20 protein-coding genes and 1 tRNA gene are annotated in these 20,368 nt (G+C 70.6%); 6 read left to right on the forward strand and 15 right to left on the reverse strand.

Annotated elements, in window-relative coordinates:
* Positions 1–44 precede the first annotated feature (44 nt).
* Entirely contained in the window at positions 45–755 is a 711-nt protein-coding gene (locus tag HB662_RS25590) for a hypothetical protein (protein WP_168054296.1), read from the forward strand.
* Positions 756–862: 107 nt separating this feature from the next.
* Here HB662_RS25590 and HB662_RS25595 read toward each other — a convergent pair.
* From HB662_RS25595 to thrS, 12 genes are all read right to left on the reverse strand, one after another.
* Positions 863–939 (reverse strand) — tRNA-Arg (locus HB662_RS25595).
* A 59-nt stretch (positions 940–998) separates the two neighbouring features.
* On the reverse strand, positions 999–2,111 hold the full coding sequence (leuB, locus tag HB662_RS25600; RefSeq protein ID WP_168054298.1) for a 3-isopropylmalate dehydrogenase: 1,113 nt from the start codon (positions 2,109–2,111) through the stop codon (positions 999–1,001).
* A 135-nt stretch (positions 2,112–2,246) separates the two neighbouring features.
* Positions 2,247–2,864, reverse strand: a complete 618-nt coding sequence (leuD, locus tag HB662_RS25605) for a 3-isopropylmalate dehydratase small subunit (protein ID WP_168054300.1) — start codon at positions 2,862–2,864, stop codon at positions 2,247–2,249.
* A 1-nt stretch (position 2,865) separates the two neighbouring features.
* Complete coding sequence (gene leuC, locus HB662_RS25610) at positions 2,866–4,284, reverse strand: 3-isopropylmalate dehydratase large subunit (RefSeq protein ID WP_168054302.1); 1,419 nt, start codon at positions 4,282–4,284, stop codon at positions 2,866–2,868.
* Positions 4,285–4,352: 68 nt separating this feature from the next.
* Positions 4,353–4,739, reverse strand: a complete 387-nt coding sequence (rplS, locus tag HB662_RS25615) for a 50S ribosomal protein L19 (protein ID WP_168054304.1) — start codon at positions 4,737–4,739, stop codon at positions 4,353–4,355.
* 26 nt (positions 4,740–4,765) lie between these two features.
* Positions 4,766–5,524, reverse strand: a complete 759-nt coding sequence (gene trmD, locus HB662_RS25620; protein ID WP_168054306.1) for a tRNA (guanosine(37)-N1)-methyltransferase TrmD — start codon at positions 5,522–5,524, stop codon at positions 4,766–4,768.
* Entirely contained in the window at positions 5,521–6,036 is a 516-nt protein-coding gene (gene rimM / locus HB662_RS25625; RefSeq protein ID WP_168054518.1) for a ribosome maturation factor RimM, read from the reverse strand. The genes trmD and rimM overlap by 4 nt, the downstream gene beginning before the upstream one ends.
* A gap of 26 nt (positions 6,037–6,062) precedes the next feature.
* Positions 6,063–6,395, reverse strand: a complete 333-nt coding sequence (gene rpsP / locus HB662_RS25630) for a 30S ribosomal protein S16 (protein ID WP_168054308.1) — start codon at positions 6,393–6,395, stop codon at positions 6,063–6,065.
* A gap of 14 nt (positions 6,396–6,409) precedes the next feature.
* On the reverse strand, positions 6,410–7,795 hold the full coding sequence (gene ffh / locus HB662_RS25635; RefSeq protein WP_168054310.1) for a signal recognition particle protein: 1,386 nt from the start codon (positions 7,793–7,795) through the stop codon (positions 6,410–6,412).
* Between the two features lie 163 nt (positions 7,796–7,958).
* Positions 7,959–8,882 (reverse strand): methyltransferase domain-containing protein, encoded by a 924-nt coding sequence (locus HB662_RS25640; RefSeq protein WP_168054312.1) that lies wholly within the window; start codon positions 8,880–8,882, stop codon positions 7,959–7,961.
* A gap of 41 nt (positions 8,883–8,923) precedes the next feature.
* Positions 8,924–9,448: a translation initiation factor IF-3 gene (infC, locus tag HB662_RS25645; RefSeq protein ID WP_168054314.1), complete on the reverse strand. Its 525-nt coding sequence runs from the start codon at positions 9,446–9,448 to the stop codon at positions 8,924–8,926.
* Between the two features lie 126 nt (positions 9,449–9,574).
* Complete coding sequence (thrS, locus tag HB662_RS25650; protein WP_168054316.1) at positions 9,575–11,542, reverse strand: threonine--tRNA ligase; 1,968 nt, start codon at positions 11,540–11,542, stop codon at positions 9,575–9,577.
* Between the two features lie 138 nt (positions 11,543–11,680).
* On the opposite strand from thrS, the gene HB662_RS25655 reads away from it, so the two are divergent.
* Entirely contained in the window at positions 11,681–13,273 is a 1,593-nt protein-coding gene (locus HB662_RS25655) for an NYN domain-containing protein (RefSeq protein ID WP_168054318.1), read from the forward strand.
* Between the two features lie 2 nt (positions 13,274–13,275).
* On the opposite strand, the gene HB662_RS25660 is transcribed toward HB662_RS25655, so the two are convergent.
* Together HB662_RS25660 and HB662_RS25665 are read right to left on the reverse strand one after the other, a co-directional pair.
* On the reverse strand, positions 13,276–14,199 hold the full coding sequence (locus HB662_RS25660; protein ID WP_171970285.1) for a glycosyltransferase family 9 protein: 924 nt from the start codon (positions 14,197–14,199) through the stop codon (positions 13,276–13,278).
* A complete protein-coding gene (locus HB662_RS25665; RefSeq protein WP_245185911.1) occupies positions 14,196–15,320 on the reverse strand; it encodes a glycosyltransferase family 4 protein in 1,125 nt (374 codons plus the stop codon). The genes HB662_RS25660 and HB662_RS25665 overlap by 4 nt, the downstream gene beginning before the upstream one ends.
* A gap of 122 nt (positions 15,321–15,442) precedes the next feature.
* Here HB662_RS25665 and HB662_RS25670 point away from each other — a divergent pair, with 122 nt between their 5' ends.
* Both HB662_RS25670 and HB662_RS25675 read left to right on the forward strand, forming a co-directional pair.
* Positions 15,443–16,627 (forward strand): fumarylacetoacetate hydrolase family protein, encoded by a 1,185-nt coding sequence (locus tag HB662_RS25670; RefSeq protein WP_168054320.1) that lies wholly within the window; start codon positions 15,443–15,445, stop codon positions 16,625–16,627.
* On the forward strand, positions 16,624–17,367 hold the full coding sequence (locus HB662_RS25675; protein ID WP_168054322.1) for an alpha/beta hydrolase: 744 nt from the start codon (positions 16,624–16,626) through the stop codon (positions 17,365–17,367). The genes HB662_RS25670 and HB662_RS25675 overlap by 4 nt, the downstream gene beginning before the upstream one ends.
* On the opposite strand, the gene HB662_RS25680 is transcribed toward HB662_RS25675, so the two are convergent.
* Positions 17,351–18,190 (reverse strand): Rossmann-fold NAD(P)-binding domain-containing protein, encoded by an 840-nt coding sequence (locus tag HB662_RS25680; RefSeq protein ID WP_342449589.1) that lies wholly within the window; start codon positions 18,188–18,190, stop codon positions 17,351–17,353. The genes HB662_RS25675 and HB662_RS25680 overlap by 17 nt on opposite strands.
* Positions 18,191–18,255: 65 nt before the next feature.
* Here HB662_RS25680 and HB662_RS25685 point away from each other — a divergent pair, with 65 nt between their 5' ends.
* Positions 18,256–19,089 (forward strand): tetratricopeptide repeat protein, encoded by an 834-nt coding sequence (locus HB662_RS25685; protein WP_168054326.1) that lies wholly within the window; start codon positions 18,256–18,258, stop codon positions 19,087–19,089.
* 287 nt (positions 19,090–19,376) lie between these two features.
* A complete protein-coding gene (locus HB662_RS25695; protein ID WP_168054328.1) occupies positions 19,377–20,366 on the forward strand; it encodes a tripartite tricarboxylate transporter substrate-binding protein in 990 nt (329 codons plus the stop codon).
* Positions 20,367–20,368: the final 2 nt, after the last annotated feature.

The raw sequence follows: 20,368 nt of genomic DNA on the forward strand, positions 1-20,368 counted from the left end.
GCTGCGTCCGGCGGCCATGCCGGTTGAGGGAGTTGCGTCGATCCATGCTGAATGACCAGGCGCCGGACCAACAGGTTCCGGTGCAGCTCATCTTTGTTCACCTGCCCAAGACCGGCGGCTTCGCCCTGCACGCGGCGCTGGAACGCGCCCTGCCGGCGGATGGCGTGCTGCGGGTCGGCGATTCCGCGGCGCAACAGGCCTTCGTGGGGATGAGCCCGGAGCAGGTGGCCCCCTATGCCATGGTCAGCGGCCATTTCACCTTCGAGGAAGCACTGGCCCGCGCTCGCCCCGGCGCCCGCTTCGCGACCCTGCTGCGGGACCCGGTGGCGCGGCTGCTGTCCGCGTTCAACTACATGTCCACCTGGGTGGACCACCCGCTGCACGCCAGCTTCCGCGACCGGGGCTTCGCCGAGTTCATCGCCGATTCCGGAAAGGAACTGGCCGCCGAGGCCTGCCGCCAGCTGACCGGCCGCGACAATGCGGCGGAGGCGATTCCGATCCTGGAAGGCTATTACGGCCTGGTCGGCACCACGGCCCGCGTGCCCGACGTATCCCGGCATCTGCACCGCTGGCTGGGCCTGCCGCCGCAGGTTCCTGGGCGGGAGAACGTGACCGCAGGTCAGGGCCGCGTGACGCTGACCAGCGAGACCTGCGAGCAGCTTCTGGAGCTGACGCGGGAGGACCGGAAGCTGTTCCAGCACATCGCGAACCGTCATGACGGTCTGTACATTCATCGCGCCTGCTCGGGCGCGTAAAGAACCCCGGGCGCGCCTGTCCAGGCGCGCCAAGGACTGCAGAAACGCAGAAAGGCCGGATCAGAAGATCCGGCCTTTTCTATCGCGTATTGTCTCAGAAGAACCCGTGGCGGACCCGAAGAGATTCGAACTCCTAACCCCCAGATCCGTAGTCTGGTGCTCTATCCAATTGAGCTACGGGTCCGCACGGGAGGCGCTAGATAGCGGGGGAGATCGGATCGCGCAACCCCGCTATCAGCATTTCTATGCAGAGAGTTTTTCGAGCTCCCGCAGCACTGCCTCGCCCATCACGGTGGTGCCGACGCGGGCCATGCCGGGGGCCATGATGTCGGCCGTGCGTAGCCCGCCGCCGAGCACCTTCTCCACCGCCTGCTCGATCAGCGCCGCATCCTCGTCCATGCCGAAGGACAGCCGCAGCAGCATGGCGAAGGACAGGATCTGGGCGCTGGGATTGGCGATGCCCTTGCCGGCGATATCCGGCGCCGAGCCGTGGATCGGCTCGTACAGCGCATTGCGGCGGCCATCCGATTGCAGCGCGCCGATGGTGGCCGAGGGCAGCATGCCGAGCGAGCCCGTCAGCGCCGCTGCAAGGTCGGACAGCACGTCGCCGAACAGGTTGCCACCCAGCACCACGTCGAACTGCTTCGGCCGGCTGGCGAGCTGCATGGCGCAGTTATCCGCGTACATGTGTTCAAGCTCGACATCCGGGTATTCGGCCGCGCCGACTTCCCCCACCACGGCGCGCCACAGGCGGCCGGATTGCATGACGTTGGCCTTCTCGACGCTGGTCACCTTGTTGCGGCGCTTGCGCGCCAGGTCGAAGGCTACGCGGGCGACGCGGGCGATCTCGTCCTCGGAATAGATCTCGGTGTCGATGCCGACACGCTTGCCCTGCTCATTCACATGAATGCCGCGCGGCTCGCCGAAATAGATGCCGCCGGTGGTCTCGCGCACGATCATGATGTCGAGCCCGCGCACCAGCTCCGGTCGCAACGCGGAGGCATCGATCAGCGCATCCAGCACCACGGCGGGGCGGAGGTTGGCGAACAGGCCGAGATCCTTGCGCAGCCGCAGGATGCCGAGCTCCGGCCGCTTGTCGAAGGGCAGCTTGTCCCATTTCGGGCCGCCAACGGAGCCGAACAGCACCGCATCCGCCGCCGCCGCCGCGGCCACGGTCTGATCCGGGCAGGGCGAACCGGTCGCGTCCAGCGCGGCGCCGCCGACCAGGCCCTCGGTGATCTCGAAGGTGACGCTGCGGCGGCGGTCCATCCAGTCGATGATCCGGCGCACCTCGCGCATCACCTCCGGCCCGATGCCGTCGCCGGGCAGGATGAGGAGCTTCTTGTTGGCGGGCATCTTGGCGTTCGTCCTGTTCAGGTCATGTGGCTGCGGCCCGCCCCCACCCGGAACCCGGGCGATGGCAGGCCGCGTCGATGTCCCGCTCCCGGCAACCGGGGTCGGGCTGGGGGCCAGGACGGCCCCCGGGGGTCTTCAGGCCTCGGCGTAGAGCCAGGGCTGAGCGGCGCGCTGCTTCGCCTCGAAGCCGTCGATCGCCGGGGCGTGCTGCAGGGTCTGGCCGATATCGTCCAGGCCGTTCAGCAGCAGGTGGCGGCGGAAGGGGTCGATCTGGAAGGGAATCTCCTCCCCGTTCGGCCGCACCACCACCTGGCGCTCCAGATCCACCGTCAGCCGCGCATTGCCGCCCATGCGGGCGTCTTCCATCAGTTGCTCGCAGACCGCGCGCGGCAGCGCCACGGGCAGCACGCCGTTCTTGAAGCTGTTGGAATGGAAGATATCCGCGAAGTCCGGCGCGATGACACAGCGGATGCCGAAATCCAGCAGCGCCCAGGGCGCATGTTCCCGCGACGAGCCGCAGCCGAAATTGTCGAAGGCGATCAGGATTTCCGCGCGGCGATACGGCTCCTGGTTCAGCACGAAGTCGGGGTTCTCCGTGCCGTCCTCATTGTAGCGCATATTGGCGAACAGGCTCTTGCCGAGGCCGGTTCGGGCAATGGTCTTGAGGAAGCGCGCCGGAATGATCTTGTCGGTGTCGATATTGGCGGCGGGCATCGGCGCCGCGACGCCGGTCAGCGTGGTGAAGGCCTTCATCTCACACACCCTCCTGCAGCTTGCGGACATCGACCAGCTGGCCGTGGATCGCCGCCGCCGCGGCCATGGCCGGGGAGACGAGGTGGGTGCGCCCGCCCGGGCCCTGGCGCCCCTCGAAGTTACGGTTGCTGGTGCTGGCGCTGCGCTGGCCGGGCTTCAGCTTGTCCGGGTTCATGCCGAGGCACATGGAGCAGCCCGCCTCGCGCCATTCGAAGCCGGCCTCCTTCAGCACGATGTCGAGGCCCTCATCCTCCGCCTGCTTCTTCACCAGGCCGGAGCCGGGCACGACCAGGGCACGGACGCCATCGGCCACCTTCTTGCCGCGGGCGATGGCGGCGGCGGCGCGGATGTCCTCGATGCGGGAATTGGTGCAGGAGCCGATGAAGGCGACGTCGATCTTCAGCCCTTCCAGCTTCTGGCCCGGCTGCAGGTCCATGTATTGCAGCATGCGCGTCATCTGCGCGCGGCGATCCTCATCCTCGACTAGCGAGGGGTCGGGCACCACGCCGGTGATCGGCAGCACGGCCTCGGGGTTGGTGCCCCAGGTCACCTGCGGCGCGATCTCAGCGGCGTCCAGCACCACTTCCTTGTCGAAATGCGCGCCTTCGTCGGAGGGCAGCGTCTTCCACCAGGCCACGGCCTTGTCGAAATCCACGCCCTTCGGCGCAAAGGGGCGGCCCTTCACATAGTCGAAGGTCACCTGGTCCGGCGCCACCATGCCGGCGCGGGCGCCAGCCTCGATGGTCATGTTGCAGAGCGTCATGCGCCCGGCCATGTCCAGCGCGCGGATCGCCTCGCCGGCATATTCGATGACGAAGCCGGTGCCGCCGCCAGTGCCGATCTGGCCGATGATCGCCAGCACGATGTCCTTCGCCGTGCAGCCCGCCGGCAGCGTGCCGTCCACCGTCACCCGCATGTTCTTCGCCGGCTTCTGCAGCAGCGTCTGGGTGGCCATCACATGCTCCACCTCCGACGTGCCGATGCCGAAGGCGAGCGCGCCGAGCGCGCCATGGGTCGAGGTGTGGCTGTCGCCGCAGACCAGCGTCATGCCCGGCAGAGACAGGCCCAGCTCCGGCCCGATGACGTGGACGATGCCCTGGCGGATATCGGTCAGCGGGATGTAGGGCACGCCGAATTCGGCGACGTTCTTCTCCAGCGTCTCGACCTGCATCCGGCTTTCCGGATCCTCGATCCGGCCGTAGCGGGAACTGTCGGTGGCGATGTTGTGGTCGACCACGGCGATGGTCGCGTCCGGCCGGCGCAGGCGCCGGCCGGCGAGGCGAAGGCCTTCGAAGGCCTGGGGGCTGGTGACTTCGTGGGTGAGGTGCTTGTCGATGTAGAGGACCGCGGTGCCATCCGGCAGCGTGTCCACCACATGGGCGTCCCAGATCTTGTCGAACAGCGTGCGTGGCTTGGCCATCGCTTTCCCCTTTGCCTTCTTGTCCCCCCAACCCGATGGCCCCGCCATTGTGGCGGGGCCAAGCCGGATCAGGCGGTGGCGGGCACTTCGCGCTTGTCGCGCGCCCGCTCGACGATGCGCGCGGACTTGCCGGTCCGGCCGCGCAGGTAATACAGCTTCGCGCGCCGCACCTTGCCGCGGCGGACCACGATGATCTCCGCCACGTTCGGCGAGTACAGCGGGAAGATGCGCTCCACGCCCTCGCCGTAGGACAGCTTGCGGACGGTGAAGTTGCTGTTCAGGCCACGGTTGCTGCGCGCGATGCAGACGCCTTCATAGGCCTGCACGCGGGTGCGCTCGCCTTCCACGACCTTCACCATGACGCGGAGCGTGTCGCCCGCATCGAAGGCCGGCGTCGGCCGGGTGGCGGAGAGACGCGCCTGCTGGGCGGCCTCGAACTGCTGGAGCAGGTTCATCGGGTGGTTCCTTCCAATCTGTGCATCTAGGCGGCGGCCGGGTGGCCGTCCAGCCGCCCCGCCTTGGCCGTGTTCGGTTGTTCCGCCATGCGGCGGGTGAATTGGTCCCAGAGGTCCGGGCGCCGCGCGCGGGTCGCGGCCTCCGCCTCGGCGCGGCGCCAGCGTGCAACCTCGGCATGGTGGCCGGAGAGCAGCACATCGGGCACGCGATGGCCCTGCCATTCGGCCGGGCGGGTGTAGTGCGGATATTCCAGCAGGCCGTCGGTGCCGTGGCTTTCCTCCGCCGCGCTGGCCGCCCCGCCCATCACGCCCGGCAGCAGCCGGATGCAGGCATCGAGCAGCAACAGCGCCGCGGGCTCGCCGCCCGACAGCACGAAGTCGCCCGCCGAGACCTCGACCATGTTCCGGGCCTCGATCACCCGCTGGTCGACGCCTTCGTAGCGGCCACACAGCACCACCACGCCCGGCCCGGCTGAAAGCTCCCGCACCAGCGCCTGGTCCAGCAGCCGCCCGCGGGGCGTCAGATAGACCAGCGGCGCGCCGGGATTGGCGGCGGTGGCCGCCTCGCAGGCCGCATCCAGCACATCCGGCCGCATCACCATGCCGGCGCCACCACCGAAGGGCGTGTCGTCCACGGTGCGATGCCGGTCCGTGGCGAAGCCGCGGATGTCCATCGCCTCGATCGCCCAGCGCCCTTCCCGCAACGCCTTGCCGGCGAGCGACAGGCCGAGCGGCCCCGGAAACATCTCCGGGAACAGCGTCAGGATGGTGGCCTGCCAGGTCACGCCGCTTCCTCGCCCGGTTGGGGAGGAACGACGACCTCGGCCGGCGGCACCACCACCACGCGGCCGCCGGCGACATCCACCACCGGCACCACGGCCTTGGTGAAGGGCAACAGCAATTCGCCGGCAGCGGCGTCGATCACCAGGAAGGCACCGGCACCATGGTCCTGCACGGCCCGCACCACGCCGAGCTTCGCCCCGTCCTCGCTGAAGGCCGGCAGGCCCTCCAGGTCGCACAGGAAGAACTCGTCCGGGTCCACGGGCGGCGGCAGGCGGTCGCGCTCGGCATAGAGCTTCACGCCCGTCAGCTTCGCGGCCTGCTCGCGGTCCGTCACACCCTCGATGCGGGCGATGCCGTCCGGCATGGCGGTCACGGCGAAGCGGCGCGTGCCGGCCTCATCCGTCAGCGGGCCGTAGTCGCCGATCGCGCGTGGGTCGGCGGTGAAGGCGCGCAGGCGCACGAGTCCGCGCACGCCATGCGGCCTGCCGATCTCACCCACGATCACCCGCTTCACCGACGCCACCGATCAGCCCCTGTCGCTCAGCCCGCGTTCGCGGCGGCGCGTTCCTGCGCCTTCTTCTTCGGCAGGGACTGCTTGGGCTGCTCCGGGTACACCGGCATCGGCGCCAGGCCGGCATGGCCGAGGAACTTGGCCACGCGCTCCGTCGGCAGCGCGCCGACGGACTTCCAATGGGTGATGCGCTCGGCGAACAGCCGCACGCGATCGGGGTGGTCCGACGGCAGCATCGGGTTGTAGCTGCCCAGCTTCTCGATGAAGCGGCCGTCACGCGGGCTGCGGCTGTCCGCCACCACGATGTGGTAGTACGGACGCTTCTTGGCGCCGGCGCGTGCGAGGCGGATCTTGAGGCCCATCTGTATGCTTGCTCCTAGAAAGGTCGTTTGTTGCCAAGGCCGGGCATGAGCGAGGCGAGACCACCGCGCATCAGCCCTTTCTGGCCCATCTTGTTCATCCGCTTCATCATGTCCGACATGTCGTCGAACTGCTTCAGCAGGCGATTGACTTCCTGCACCGTGGTGCCGGAACCGGCGGCGATGCGCTTCTTGCGAGAGGCCTTGATCAGATCCGGCTTGCGCCGTTCCTTCACCGTCATCGAGGAGATGATGGCGGCCTGACGCTTCAGCATGGACTGGTCGAGATTCGCGTTCTCGATCTGCGCCTTCATCTTGCCCACGCCGGGCAGCATGCCGAGGATGCCGGACAACGAGCCCATCTTGCCGATCTGCTTGATCTGCTGGGCATAGTCCTCGAGGTCGAACGACCCCTTCTGCATCTTCTTGGCAAGCTTCTCGGCTTCCGCCTGGTCGATCGTCTCGGCCGCACGCTCGACCAGGGAGACGATGTCGCCCATGCCGAGGATGCGGTTGGCGATGCGATCCGGGTGGAAATCCTCCAGCGCATCCAGCTTCTCACCGGCGCCGAGCAGCTTGATCGGCGCCCCGGTGACGGCCCGCATGGACAGCGCCGCGCCGCCGCGCGCATCGCCATCGACGCGGGTCATGACGATGCCGGTGACGCCGACCTGTTCATTGAAGGCGCGCGCCGTCTGAACCGCGTCCTGGCCGGTCATGGCATCAACCACCAGCAGCGTCTCATGCGGCTTGGCGAAGGCCTTCACCGCGGCGACTTCCGCCATCAGCTCGGCATCGATGGAAAGGCGGCCGGCGGTGTCCAGGATGACGACGTCGAACAGCTCGCGCCGCGCCACATCCAGCGCCCGCGCCGCGATCTCCAGCGGCTTCTGGCCGGCGACGATCGGCAGGCAGGTCACCTCCGCGCGGTCCGCCAGCTGCTGCAACTGCAACTGCGCCGCCGGGCGGTGCACGTCGAGGGACGCGAGCAGGACCTTCTTGCGGTCCCGCGTGCGCAGCCGCAGCGCGATCTTGCCGGAGGTGGTGGTCTTGCCCGAGCCCTGCAGGCCGACCATCAGGATCGGCAGCGGCGCCGGCGCGTTGAGGTCGATGCCCCGCTTGCCGTCGTCGCCTTCGCCACCGCCCAGCGCCTCGACCAGCGCGTCGTTGACGATCTTGATGACCTGCTGCGCCGGGGAAACGCTGCGGATGACCTCCTGCCCCACGGCGCGGTCGCGCACGCGGTTCACCAGGTCCTTCACCACCGGCAGGGCGACATCGGCCTCCAGCAGCGCAATGCGGACTTCCCGCAGCGCCTCCTGGACATCGGCATCGGACAGCGCGCCACGGCGGCGCAGCTTGTCGAAAACCCCTGTCAGCCTGTTGCCGAGCGCCTCGAACATCCTGGCGGATAAACCCCTTGCAGCCGTTGCGACGCCCCCAAACGAAATCGCGCCGCTGCGCGAGTCTTCGCGGAGCGACGGAGCCGACCCACCTCAGGCGGGGCGACCAAGACATCAGGGGGTGCCTGATGCCGCGTTCCCTACCGCCTGGCGGGGGCCGCGGTCAAGCACCAGCCGCCGGATCGCGCGGTTTCCGCCCCACCACCACCAGGTTCCGCAACGCGTCGGCCGGCAGGCGGGCCGCATCCTCCGCGGTATCCCAGCAGGCGGAGTACTGCGCCACCTCCAGCTCCAGCCCCGCCGCCAGCATCGCCTCCAGCAGTTCCGCCATGGTGTACTCGCGGACATGGTGGTGGAAGCGGTCTTCCGGCCGGTACTCCGGGCGGAACAGCGGCTGCGGGTTGCGCCCAGCGAGGATCAGGCCGCGGCAGCCCTGGCGCAGGAAATTCGGCGTCGTCACATACAATACGCCGCCCGGCCGCAGCGTGCCGGCCAGCGCCCGGAACAGATTGGCCGGATTGACCAGCAGGTGCTCCAACACCTCGCACAGCATGACCATGTCGAGGTCCCACAGCGGCGGGCCGGGCAGCGCCAGGCCGGCATCGGCGCGGAGGTCCAGCTTCTCCAGATCCACCTGCACCGCCCGCTCGACGATGCCGTCCAGCTGCTTGTGCCGGAACAGGCAGGCGGCGGTCAGGCGCAGTTCGGGAAAGGCCGCGTGGAACAGCATCGGCGTGATCGAGGAGCCAACCTCCATCACCCGGCAACGTGGCCAGGCCGGCTCCGCGGCCAGCAGGGTCTCGATGGCATACAGCGCCTCGGCGAAGCGCAGCCGGTGGTCGCGGGCGTAGACCAGCTGGTCCGGTCGCAGGCTCCCTGCCGCGACCAGCCCCGCCAGGGCCTCCTCGAACACCGCAACATGGGATCGGCAGGCGGCACCGAAGGCCGCGGAACGGTCCCGCAGCGCCGCATCATCGGCCAGCGCGGCCGGGATGGGCACCGGGAAGGGCGAAACCGGCGCCGGAGGCTCCGGCTTTGGCTCGGCGATGGCCGGGCGGGCCAGCCGGTTCCGGAACATGCCGAACATGCCGGCCAGGCCCCCTACGATGCGGCGCGCCGGCGCGGCGGTTACTTGGGCGCCAGCACCATGATCATCTGGCGGTTTTCCAGGCGCGGCATGGATTCCACCTTGGTGGCCTCCGCCAGTTCCGTCCGGATCCGGTCCAGCACCTTCAGGCCGAGATCCTGGTGCGCCATCTCGCGGCCGCGGAAGCGGAGCGTGACCTTCACCTTGTCGCCCTCGGCGATGAAGTCCTTCATCTGCCGCATCTTCACGCCGTAATCGTGGTCGTCGATGTTCGGACGGACCTTGATTTCCTTGAGCTCGACGACCTTCTGGCGCTTGCGCGCCTCATTGGCCTTCTTCTGCTGCTCGTACTTGTACTTCCCGTAATCCGTGATCTTGCAGACCGGCGGGACGGCGTTCGGGCTGATCTCGAGCAGGTCGAGGCCGACCTCATACGCCCGCAGCAACGCATCGCGCGCCGTCATCACCCCGATCATTTCACCGTCCTGATCGATCAGGCGGACCTGGGGGACACGGATGTCTTCGTTGACCCGCGGGCCGTCGCGCGTCGGCAACTGGGCGGGCATCGGACCTCGGGCTATAGCGCTCTCCTATCGTTGTTCAAGGTAAATCGCGCCTGTTATGGCGATGCGATCCCGCCGAAGCAAGCGGCCGAGGGCGCTTCCGCCCGCGCACCGCCGCGAAATGTGGCATTATTGCGCCAGTGCGGAGACAGCCGGCTCAGCGTCCCGGCTAAGATCGGGTGCCGTGGCCTCCGACACAAGACGGGCGACTGCCTCCGAAAGCGGCAGGCTCTCCTGCTCCCGCCCGGGAAGGCGGCGCAGCACCAGCATGCCTTCCTCCGCCTCCCGCCGCCCCACCACCGCCAGCACCGGCACGCGCTGGGCGATGTGGTCGGGCACCTTGCGGTTGATCTTCTCGTTCCGCAGATCGAGTTCCACGCGCAGCCCGGCCTTGGCCAGCGCCGCGGCGGCCTGGCGGGCATAGTCGTCGGCGTCGGAGACGATGGTCGCCACCACCACCTGCACCGGCGCCAGCCAAAGCGGGAAGCGCCCCGCATGCTGCTCAATCAGGATGCCGAGGAACCGCTCGAAGCTGCCGAGGATCGCCCGGTGCAGCATGACCGGCCGCTTGCGGGTTCCGTCCTCCGCCGCATAGGTCGCGTCCAGCCGTTCCGGCAGCACGAAATCCACCTGCAGCGTGCCGCATTGCCAGTCCCGGCCGATGGCGTCCCGCAGCACGAATTCCAGCTTCGGGCCGTAGAAGGCGCCCTCCCCCGGGTTCAGCTCGTACTCCACCCCGGCCACGGCGCAGGCTTCCTTCAGCGCGCCCTCCGCCCGGTCCCAGGTGGCGTCGTCGCCGGCGCGGACTTCCGGCCGGTCGGAGAACTTCACCCGGAAATCGGTGAAGCCGAGGTCGCGGTAGATGCCCGACAGCAGCGCCACGAAATGCACCGTCTCATCCGCGATCTGGTGCTCCTCGCAGAAGATATGCGCGTCGTCCTGGGTGAAGGCGCGCACGCGCATGATGCCGTGCAGGGCGCCGGACGGCTCGAAGCGGTGGCAGGCACCGAATTCGGCCATGCGCAGCGGCAGCTCGCGGTAGCTGCGGACGCCCTGGTTGAAGATCTGCACATGGCAGGGGCAGTTCATCGGCTTCAGCGCATAGGTGCGGTCCGCCTCGTCCTTGTCCTCGACCTTGGCGAGGAACATGGCGTGGCGGAATTTCTCCCAGTGGCCGGATTCCTCCCACAGGCGGCGATCCACCAGCTGCGGGGTCTTCACCTCCTGGTAGTCGGCCTGGTCCAGGCGGCGGCGCATGTAGTCTTCGACCGTGCGGTACAGCTTCCAGCCCTTCGGGTGCCAGAACACGCTGCCGGTCGCTTCCTCCTGCAGATGGAACAGGCCCATTTCCTTGCCGATGCGGCGGTGGTCGCGCTTCTCCGCCTCCTCGATCTGCAGCAGATGGGCGTCGAGCTCCTTCTGGTCGCGCCAGGCGGTGCCGTAGATGCGCGACAGCACCGGATTTTCCGACTTCCCGCGCCAATAGGCGCCGGCCACCTTCATCAGCTTGAAGGCGGTGCCGACATCGCCGGTCCCGCGCATATGCGGCCCGCGGCAGAGGTCGATCCACTCGCCCTGGCTGTACAGGCTGATGTCCACGCCATCCGGCAGGTCGCGGATCAGCTCGACCTTGAAGGCCTCGCCCTTCTTCTCGAACAGGGAAGTCGCCTCGGCGCGGGACACCACGCTGCGGCGGAACGGGGCATTGCGCGCCACGATCTCCCGCATCCGCGCCTCGATCGCGGCAAAATCCTCGATGCTGAAGGGCTGGTTGCGGAAGAAGTCGTAGTAGAAGCCGTTCTCGATCACCGGGCCGATGGTCACCTGGGTGCCGGGGAACAGATCCTGCACCGCCTCCGCCAGCACATGGGCGGTGTCGTGGCGGATCATCTCCAGCGCCTCCGGGTCGCGGCGGGTGATGAAGCGCAGGCTGGCATCGGCCGAGATCTCGTCCGACAGGTCGCGCAGCACGCCGTCCACCTGCATGGCGAGCGCGGCCTTGGCGAGGCCGGGGCCGATGCTGGCCGCGACCGTCGTGCCGGTGACGGGCCCGACAAAGTCGCGGACGGAACCGTCTGGCAGGGTGATCGCGGGCATGGTGATACAAGGCTCCTGGGCTGTGCCATAAAGGGCGCGGACCATGGCCAGCCCGCTGCCCTGCCGTCAAGGCGTGGCGCGACATGCCTGGGCCTTATCACTGATTTGACCTTCGCGTTTTCCTGCCTGGAAGCCTGAATGACCAACCAAGACCCGTTGCCGCGTGCCGCCCTCTATGTCGATTTCGACAATGTCTTCATGGCTCTGCTCCGCTGGGATGAGCGCGCGGCCTACGCCTTCGGTGAACGCCCCGATGCCTGGCTCGCCTGGCTGGAAGGGCGGGAGGAGGATGGCAAGCCGGCCATCCGCCGCACGCTGGTGCGCCGCTGCTACCTGAATCCGGGCGGATACTGGGACTTCCAGCCGGGCCGCCCGGTGGCGCGCTACCGCGCCACGAAGGACCTGCGGAACCGCACCTACTTCTCCGAATTCCGCGCCGCCTTCGTGCAGGCCGGCTTCGACGTGGTGGATTGCCCGCCCGTCGCCTGGCTGAAGAACAGCGCCGACATGAAGATGGCGCTCGATATCCGGGAGGCGCTGGACCACCGCACCCGCTTCGAGGAATTCGTCCTGCTGTCCGGCGACAGCGACTTCCTGCCGGCGCTCGCCCGGCTGCGTGCGCATGACCGGCGCATCACCATCCTGGCGCAGGATACGGCGAAGGCGGCCTATCTGGCGGCGGCCGACCAGGTGGTGGGGCTGGATGAGTTCGCGCATGAGGGCATGGGCAACCTGCCCATCGCCCAGTTTTCCGCCACCGCAGTTGCCGCCGCGCCTGCCGCGCGCGCCGAATTGCCGCGCGGCGAATCCTCCCGCGCGGATCTGCCGGCGCTGCGGACCCAGGCCCTGGAATGGGTGCGGGAGGCGCTGGCGCGCAGCCCCGCCGGTGCGCTGCGCCTGACCGATATCGGCCAGGCCCTGCCGCGCGCCTTCCCGGCGCTACGGCACACCGATTATGCAGGCGCCGGATCGCTCGGCGCATTGATCGAGGAGGCGCAGGATCGCCGCCTGTCGCTCTCCGGCCCGCCGGCGCGGCGCTGGGTGTTCGATGCGGAACGCGGCACCGCGCCCGAGGATTCCCCCGCCGAGGACAAGGCGCCCGAGGAGAAGGCGCCCGAGGAGAAGCTGGGCGAGGACAAGTCCTGTGCGGAAAAGCCCGATGCGGACAAGCCGGGTGAGGAACAGCCGGGTGAGGAAAGGCCGGGTGTGAAGGCCGGCGAGGCCGAGCTCCCCGAGCCGATGCTGGCCGAAACCGCGGCATCCCCGGATGCGGTGGCGCCCGAGGCCGAGGCGGCGCCGCCCGAGACGGGCGCCGTCAGCGAGGTCGCGCTGCTGGAGGCACCGCAATTGCTGCGTGACCTGCTCTGGGGCTCGCGCGATCCGAAGGGCCTGCCGCATGACCTGCCGGCCTTCGCCCCGGCGGAGCTCGGCTTCCTGCTGCGGACGATCGCCGCAACCCTGCCGCTGGAGCCGGCCACCGCCGCCCCCGAAATCGCCCGCGCCGCCGCCGCCGAGGGGCTGCATGTCTCGGCGCGGGAAGTCACGGCTCTGCTGCGCTGGCTGATGCGCGGCTACGTCAAGCTGCATGAGCCGCCGACGCCGGAAGGCGCCGCCCGCCTGTCCCGCGTGCTGTTCGCCACCCTGGTCAACACCGCCCGCGCGGCTGGCGAGAAGCTGAGCGAGACGGAGACGGAGGCGCTGCGGGCCTGGACCCAGTCGGGCCTGGGGTAGCCTCAGTCCGGCGGCAGGATGCCGGCCAGCGCGGCATTCACCGCCTCCAGCCCGAGGCCGGATAGCGGCACATGCCGCAGCACCGCCACCGCCGGGCCGCGCGGGGCGCACAGCGCCGGGTCGCTGTCGCCGCCGAACAGTGCCAGCGTCGGGCAGCCGGCAGCGGCGATCAGATGCGTCGGGCCGGTGTCGTTGCCCAGCGCGAAACGGGCCTGACGGGCCAGTGCCGCAATTTCCGCGAAGCCGGTGCGACCGGCCAGGTTGATGGCGCCGGGCGCGGCGGCGGTGATGCGCTCGGCCAGCGCTGCCTCCGCCGGGCCGCCCAGCACCACGCAGGGAACCCGGCTGGTGGCCGCGAAGGCGGCGAAGCGCGCTTCCGGCCAGCGCTTGCCGGGCCGCTGCGGCGATGCCCCCGGCACGAGCAGGGCGAAATCCGGCGGCAGGCCGAAGCCGCCCAGGTCGGCCGAGAGCCAATCCAGCGCCGGCGGCGGAAAATGCGTGATCCCCGCGCGTTCGAGCTGTTCGCGCTGACGCTCGATGGTGTGCAGCGAATCGCGGTCCGGATTGTCATGCGGGTGGGAGGCGCCGCGCGCCACGCCGGACCACTCCACCCCCAGCCCGACCAGCCAACGGTAGCGGGAGGACCGGCCGGAGGTCTGCAGATCATACACCCGCCCGAACCGCGCCTGGCGCAGCCGCCGGCGCAGGCCGAGCACGGCGCGCGGGTCGTGCCAAGCCGGGCGGCCCTCGGACCAGACCTCGTCGAACCAGGGGCTGCGGCGGGCGAGATCGGCGAAGGGGGGCGTTGTCAGCAGCACGATGCGCGCGCCGGGGTGGTGCGCGCGGATCGCGGCAAAGGGCCCGAAGGACTGCACGAAATCGCCCAGCGCGCCGAGCCGGATCACCAGGATGGCGGGCACGGTCATGCCAGGAACTCCCGATAGACGGCCAGCGTCGCCGCCTGCATCGCGGCGGTGCTGTAGCGTGCCAGCACGGCCTGCCGCGCCGCATCCCCCACCGCCTGCCGCGCTTCCGCCGGCATCGCCAGCACCTGCGCCAGCAGCGCCGCCAGCGCCGCCGGGTCGCCCGGCGTCACGCGCCAGCCGATGACGCCGTGGTCCACCGTCTCCCGCGGCCCGCCGAGATCGGCGGCGATCACGGGCCGCGCCATGGCCTGGGCCTCGATGACGGTGCGGCCGAAGGCCTCGGCATCCGTGCTGGCATGCACCACCACATCGGCGGCGGCGAGTGCCAGCGCCAGTTCCGGCACATGGCCGAGGATGCGCAGCCGCCCGGCCACGCCGAGCTGCGCGGCCAGCGCCTGCAATTCGCGCAGATAGCCGTCACGCCCGCCGCCGGCCAGCACCACGCGGGTATTGGCAGGTAGCAGCGGCAAGGCGCGCAGCAGCACCGCCTGGCCCTTCCAGCGCGTCAGCCGCGCCGGCAGCAGCAGCACCGCATCGCCAGGCTCTGCGCCCCATGCGGCGCGCTGGGCCGCGATCGCCGCCGCATCCACCAGCGCCGGGTCGAAGCGCCGCGGATCGACGCCGCGCGGGATCAGGCGGATGCGCTCGGCCGGCACGCCGTGCCGCGCCTGCACCAGGTCCGCGATGAAGCGGCTGATCGCGATCACCCGGTCGCCACGCGCCATGACGGAATTGTACAGCCGCTTGCCCGGCAGGCCTTCATTGTAGGCGCCGTGATAGGTGGTGACGAAGGCCGCCCCGCTGCGTCGCGCCGCCAGCAGCGCCGACCAGGCCGGGGCGCGCGACCGGGCGTGGATGATCCGCACGCCCTCCGCCCGCGCCAGCGCCGTCAGCGCCGCCGCGTTGCGCCAGATGCCGACCGGCGATTTGGTGGCCAGCGGCAGCGCCACATGGCGCACGCCCAGCCGTTCCAGATCCGCCACCAGCGCACCCCCGGCCGAGGCCACCAGCGGCCGAAAGCCGGCATCGCGGATCGCCTCGGCGATCTCGATGGTGCCGCGCTCCACCCCGCCCGAGGCCAGAGCGGGCAGCACCTGGAGCACGGCGGGGGGCATTATCATGGCGCGACGTTCCTAGCCCCGCCGCCGTGGCACGTCCATCTGCCCGCCCCGGCGGGAGTTCACGGAACCCGCGCCTTGGCCCTACTGTGCCGCGGACGCCAAGAAGGGAAACACGGCCCGCCATGACCCAGACCGAGCCGACCGCCGGCCTGCCCCAGGCCCATCTGCCCCAGGATTTGGACTCCGGCCATTTCGCGCTGCGCCTGATGACGCCGGACGGACCCTCCGTCTTCGCGCTGCGCCAGGGCGCGGCCTTCGACATGACGCCCGCCTTCGGCACCGCCAGCGCCTGGCTGAACAGCGAGGACCCCATCGCCGCCATCACCGCGCGCGGCGTGCAGGCTGCGCTCGACCTGCCGGCGGCGCTGGCCAATGCGCACCACGCGGCGCGCGACCCGGCGCGGCCCTGGCTGCTGGCGCCGATCGACCTGCAGGTCATCAAGGCCGCCGGCGTGACCTATGTGCGCTCCATGCTGGAGCGCGTGATCGAGGAACGCTGCCGCGGCGATGCCAGCCAGGCGGAGGCGATCCGCGCCGAGGTGCGCGGCATGATCGGCGACGACCTGGCGAACCTGGTGCCCGGCAGCGCGGAAGCCGCGCGGGTGAAGGCGGCGCTGGTCGCCAAGGGCTGGTGGAGCCAGTACCTGGAGGTCGGCATCGGCCCGGATGCGGAGATCTTCACCAAGGGCCCCGTGCTGTCCGCCGTCGGCACCGGCGCCAAGGTCGGCGTCCACCCCTCCAGCCAATGGTCGAACCCGGAGCCGGAGGCCGTGATGGTGGTGAATGCGCGCGGGAAAATCGTCGGCGCGACGCTGGGCAATGACGTGAACCTGCGCGACGTGGAGGGCCGCAGCGCCCTGCTGCTCGGCCGCGCCAAGGACAACAACGCCGCCTGCGCCCTCGGCCCGCTTGTGCGGCTGTTCGATGAGGGCTTCACGCTGGAGGATGTGCGCCAGGCGGAGCTGACCCTGACCATCACCGGCCGGGACGGCTTCGCGCTGCAGGATAGCGGCCGCATCGGCGCCATCTCCCGCGACCCGACGGAGGTGGTGGGCCAGATGATCGGTGCGCATCACCAATATCCGGATGGCGCGGTGCTGTTCCTCGGCACGCCCTTCTCGCCCTCCAAGGATCGCGGCGCGCCGGGGATGGGCTTCACGCATCACCCGGGCGATGTGGTCCGCATCGCCACCCCGCGCCTGGGCGCGCTGGAGAATGAGGTGGACCGCACCGATTCCTGCCCGCCCTGGAGTTTTGGCATTGGCGCGCTGATGACGAACCTGGCGCAGCGCGGCGTCCCCGCATGAGGGAGGAGACCGGCCGGCTGGATGGCCGCCTGGCCTGGGCGCGGCTGCCGGGCCGTGGCCCCGGCGTGGTGTTCCTGCCCGGCTTCCGCAGCGACATGCAGGGCTCCAAGGCGCTGGCGCTGCGCGAGCATTGCGCCGCGACGGGGCGCGCCTTCCTGCGGCTGGACTATTCGGGCCACGGCGAATCGGCCGGGCGCTTCGAGGATGGCACCATCGGCCAATGGGCCGCCGATGCGCTGGCGCTGTTCGATGCGCTGACGGAGGGGCCCCAGATCCTGGTCGGCTCCTCCATGGGCGGCTGGATCGGGCTGCTGCTGGCCCGCCAGCGCCCGGCGCGGCTGGCCGGCTTCATCGGCCTGGCCCCCGCCCCCGACTTCACCGCCGAGCTGATGTGGCCGTCCTTCTCGGAGGCGCAGCGGCAGGCGCTGATGCGGGATGGCGTGATCCACCTGCCGAGCCAGTATGGCGAACCGACGCCGGTCACCCGCGCGCTGATCGAGGAGGGCCGCACCCAATCCGTGCTCGGCGGCCCGCTCGCCCTGCCCTGCCCGGTCCGCATCCTGCAGGGCATGGCCGACCCCGACGTGCCCTGGCAGCACGCGCTGCGGCTGGTGCAGGCGCTGGAGGGCGGCGATGTCCGCCTGCACCTGATCAAGGATGGCGACCACCGCCTGTCCCGCCCGGAGGATCTGCGCCTGCTGGCGGAGACGCTGGAAAGCCTGGTCAGCCCCCCGCCATGATGCGCGCCAGCCCCTCCCGGTAGGTCGGGCAGCGCCAGGCGATGCCGAGCGCCGCCTTGGTCGCGGCATTGGCGACGCGGCGGTTCTCCGCCCAGAAGGACAACGCCATCGGCGACATGGCCTGGCTGGCCTGTTCGAAGGGCACCTCCGGCGGCGGCGCCACGCCCAGCAACCGCGCGGCTTCCGCCACCACATCCGCATTGGGCGCGGGCTCGTCATCCACCAGGTGCAGCACCCGCGCGCCGTGGCTTTGCTGGCGCGCCGCGGTGACCACGGCCAGTGCGATGTCGTCCCGGTGGATCCGGCTGAAGGCATGGCCGGGCTTCACCACGCGCCGCGCCGTGCCGCGCCGCACATCGTCCAGCGCGCTACGGCCGGGGCCATAGATGCCCCCCGTGCGGAACAGGTCCAGCGCCGCGCCGCGCGCCGCCGCCGCAGCCCGCCACGCCTCCTCCACCCGCAGGCGATGGACGGAGCGGGCCTGGCCGGGGGCGGGCGGCGTCGTCTCATCCACCTCCGCCCCGCCGCGGTCGCCATAGACCCCGGTGGTGGAGAGGTAGCCGATCCAGCGCAGCCCGGGGGCGCGGGCGATGGCCGCCGCATGCGCCAGCAGCACCGGGCAGCCGGCTTCCTCCGGCCCGGCGGTGACGACCAGATGCGTCGCGGCCTCGATCGCCGGCCCGGCTTCGGCGAATCGCACCACCGATACGGCCGCGGCGGCGCCGGGCTCGCGCGCCGTGCCGGTCACCGTGAAGCCGGCGGCAGCCGCTTCCGCCGCGATCGCCGCCCCGGAATAGCCAAGACCCGCCACCACCATTCGCATTGCCAACACTTCTCCACCACCGGACAACTGGCGCCTTGCCGCGCCCATGCGTAGGATCGCAGGCCATGCGACGCCAGACCCGCACTGTCCTTCTCGGCGCCTTTGCCGCCGCCGCGTTTACGGCGCTGGGGGCGGTTGGCTGGGTGGCCCTCACGCCGACGCCGGCCCAGACGGCCGAGGACAGAATGCCGACGCCGCCGGAGCCGCCGCGCCTGGCCAATGGCCCGGAGTTCGAGCGCTGCCTGCTGCTGCTGCGCAGCGACCCGGAGGCCGCACGCAGCTTTGCCGAGACCTGGGGACGCGAAGGCGGCGGAGAAGGTGCGCGGCAGTGCCAGGCGCTGGCGCTGCTGGCGCTCGGCGAGCCGGCCGCGGCGGCGCAGCGGCTGGAGACGCTGGCCACCCAATCCGCAGCCAGCGGCCCGGCGCGCGCCGCGGTATACGCCCAGGCAACGCAGGCCTGGCTGATGGCCGGCGACGCCAACCGCGCCTATGGCGCAGCCACCCTGGCGCTGACCCTGTCGCCGGAGGATGTGGACCTGCTGGTCGACCGCGCGGTGACGCTCGGCAGCCTGTCCCGCTACAACGAGGCGATCGAGGATCTCGACCGCGCCCTGGCGCTGGACCCGGAACGGGCAGAGGCGCTGGTATTCCGCGCCGCCGCCTACCGGCACCAGGACCAGGTGGAACTGGCCGCGCGCGATATCGAGCGGGCGCTTGCCGCCGATCCGTCCAATGCCGAGGCACGGCTGGAGCGCGGAATCATCCGCCAGCTGCGCGGTGACGCCGCCGGGGCGCGGGAGGATTGGGAACACGCCATCGCGCTGTCCCCCAATTCGGCCACGGCCGACCTCGCGGCGCAGAACCTGGCGCTGAACGAGGCCGGGCCGGCGCGGCGCTGACCGGACGGATCGGCGCCGGGTCCCCCGCCGCAGGCGGGAGAGGGTCCCGCGCCGCAGGCGGGAAAGGGTCCCGCGCCGCAGGCGGGAAAGGGTCCCGCGCCCCAGGCGGGAAAGGGTCCCGCGCCCCAGGCGGGAAAGGGTCCCGCGCCCCAGGCGGGAAAGGGTCCCGCGCCCCAGGCGGGAAAGGGTCCCGCGCGCGGGTTGCGGCCCCCGCCCCATCTGCCTAGGATTTCCCGCAACCCGGGATTTGTTCCAATACCCGGGGTCAATGAGGGAAGGAAAAAGCCGTGATAAAGGCATCGCGACGCAGGCTGCTCGGCCTTGGGGCCTCGCTGGCAGGGGGCGCGTTGGCCGCGCCCCGCCTCGCTCGGGCGCAGGATGGCTGGCCCGGGGATCGGCCGATCCAAATCATCGTGCCCTTCCCGCCCGGCGGCGGCACGGACATCAACCTGCGCGCCATCACCGCGCATTTCCAGCGCCACCTGCCCGGCTCGCGCTTCGTCATCGTCAATCGCGGCGGCGCGGGCGGGGAGATCGGCTACACCGCCATGGCCAGCGCCGCGCCGGATGGGCTGACGCTGGGCACCGTCATCACCCCCAGCCTGCAGACCATCACCATCGAGCGCCAGCCCCGCTACAAGCTGGAGGATTTCGCCTTCCTCGGCACCATCGTGGAGGATCCGGGCGGGCTGCATGTGGCGGCCAACAGCCCGCTGCGCAGCGTCGCGGATCTGGTGGCGCATGCGAAGGCCAATCCCGGCGCCGTTGCGGTCGGCACCGCGGGCATCGGCTCCGACGACCACCTGCTGATGATCGGCCTGGCCCGCGCCGCGGATATCCGCCTGAACCACATCCCCTATGCCGGCCAGGCGCCGACCGTGACCGCGTTGCTCGCCGGCCACATCCAGGTCGCCTCGATGAATATGGGGGAGAGCGTGGCGCTGATCCAGGAAGGCCAGATCCGGCCGCTGGCCTCCGCCGGGCCGCGGCGCTTCGGCATGACCCCGAATGTGCCGACCTTCCGCGAGGCCGGCTATGCGCTGGATACCGGCGTGGTCCGCAGCCTGGTGGTGCCCGCCGCGACGCCGGATTCAATCCGCCGGCGGCTGGAGCAGACCATCGCGGCGACAATGCGCGACCCGGCCTGGATCGCGGAGGCGCAGCGCCTGTACATCCCGCTGCAATACCGCAGCGCGGAGGAAACCCGCGCCATCGTCTTCCGCGAGGCAGCCTCGCTGCGCCAGCTCTGGCAGCAGCAGCCCTGGCGCGATGCCTGAAG

The organism is Falsiroseomonas frigidaquae (genome assembly GCF_012163145.1).
Classification (GTDB): Bacteria; Pseudomonadota; Alphaproteobacteria; order Acetobacterales; family Acetobacteraceae; genus Falsiroseomonas; species Falsiroseomonas frigidaquae.

Excerpts from the sequence above, each read along its gene's own strand:
- HB662_RS25590 (WP_168054296.1), top strand. The coding sequence starts at position 45 with ATGCTGAATGACCAGGCGCCGGACCAACAGGTTCCGGTGCAGCTCATC.
- leuB (WP_168054298.1), bottom strand. The coding sequence starts at position 2,111 with ATGCCCGCCAACAAGAAGCTCCTCATCCTGCCCGGCGACGGCATCGGG.
- leuD (WP_168054300.1), bottom strand. The coding sequence starts at position 2,864 with ATGAAGGCCTTCACCACGCTGACCGGCGTCGCGGCGCCGATGCCCGCC.
- leuC (WP_168054302.1), bottom strand. The coding sequence starts at position 4,284 with ATGGCCAAGCCACGCACGCTGTTCGACAAGATCTGGGACGCCCATGTG.
- rplS (WP_168054304.1), bottom strand. The coding sequence starts at position 4,739 with ATGAACCTGCTCCAGCAGTTCGAGGCCGCCCAGCAGGCGCGTCTCTCC.
- rpsP (WP_168054308.1), bottom strand. The coding sequence starts at position 6,395 with ATGGGCCTCAAGATCCGCCTCGCACGCGCCGGCGCCAAGAAGCGTCCG.
- ffh (WP_168054310.1), bottom strand. The coding sequence starts at position 7,795 with ATGTTCGAGGCGCTCGGCAACAGGCTGACAGGGGTTTTCGACAAGCTG.
- HB662_RS25640 (WP_168054312.1), bottom strand. The coding sequence starts at position 8,882 with ATGTTCGGCATGTTCCGGAACCGGCTGGCCCGCCCGGCCATCGCCGAG.
- infC (WP_168054314.1), bottom strand. The coding sequence starts at position 9,448 with ATGCCCGCCCAGTTGCCGACGCGCGACGGCCCGCGGGTCAACGAAGAC.
- thrS (WP_168054316.1), bottom strand. The coding sequence starts at position 11,542 with ATGCCCGCGATCACCCTGCCAGACGGTTCCGTCCGCGACTTTGTCGGG.
- HB662_RS25655 (WP_168054318.1), top strand. The coding sequence starts at position 11,681 with ATGACCAACCAAGACCCGTTGCCGCGTGCCGCCCTCTATGTCGATTTC.
- HB662_RS25660 (WP_171970285.1), bottom strand. The coding sequence starts at position 14,199 with ATGACCGTGCCCGCCATCCTGGTGATCCGGCTCGGCGCGCTGGGCGAT.
- HB662_RS25665 (WP_245185911.1), bottom strand. The coding sequence starts at position 15,320 with ATGATAATGCCCCCCGCCGTGCTCCAGGTGCTGCCCGCTCTGGCCTCG.
- HB662_RS25670 (WP_168054320.1), top strand. The coding sequence starts at position 15,443 with ATGACCCAGACCGAGCCGACCGCCGGCCTGCCCCAGGCCCATCTGCCC.
- HB662_RS25675 (WP_168054322.1), top strand. The coding sequence starts at position 16,624 with ATGAGGGAGGAGACCGGCCGGCTGGATGGCCGCCTGGCCTGGGCGCGG.
- HB662_RS25680 (WP_342449589.1), bottom strand. The coding sequence starts at position 18,190 with ATGCGAATGGTGGTGGCGGGTCTTGGCTATTCCGGGGCGGCGATCGCG.
- HB662_RS25685 (WP_168054326.1), top strand. The coding sequence starts at position 18,256 with ATGCGACGCCAGACCCGCACTGTCCTTCTCGGCGCCTTTGCCGCCGCC.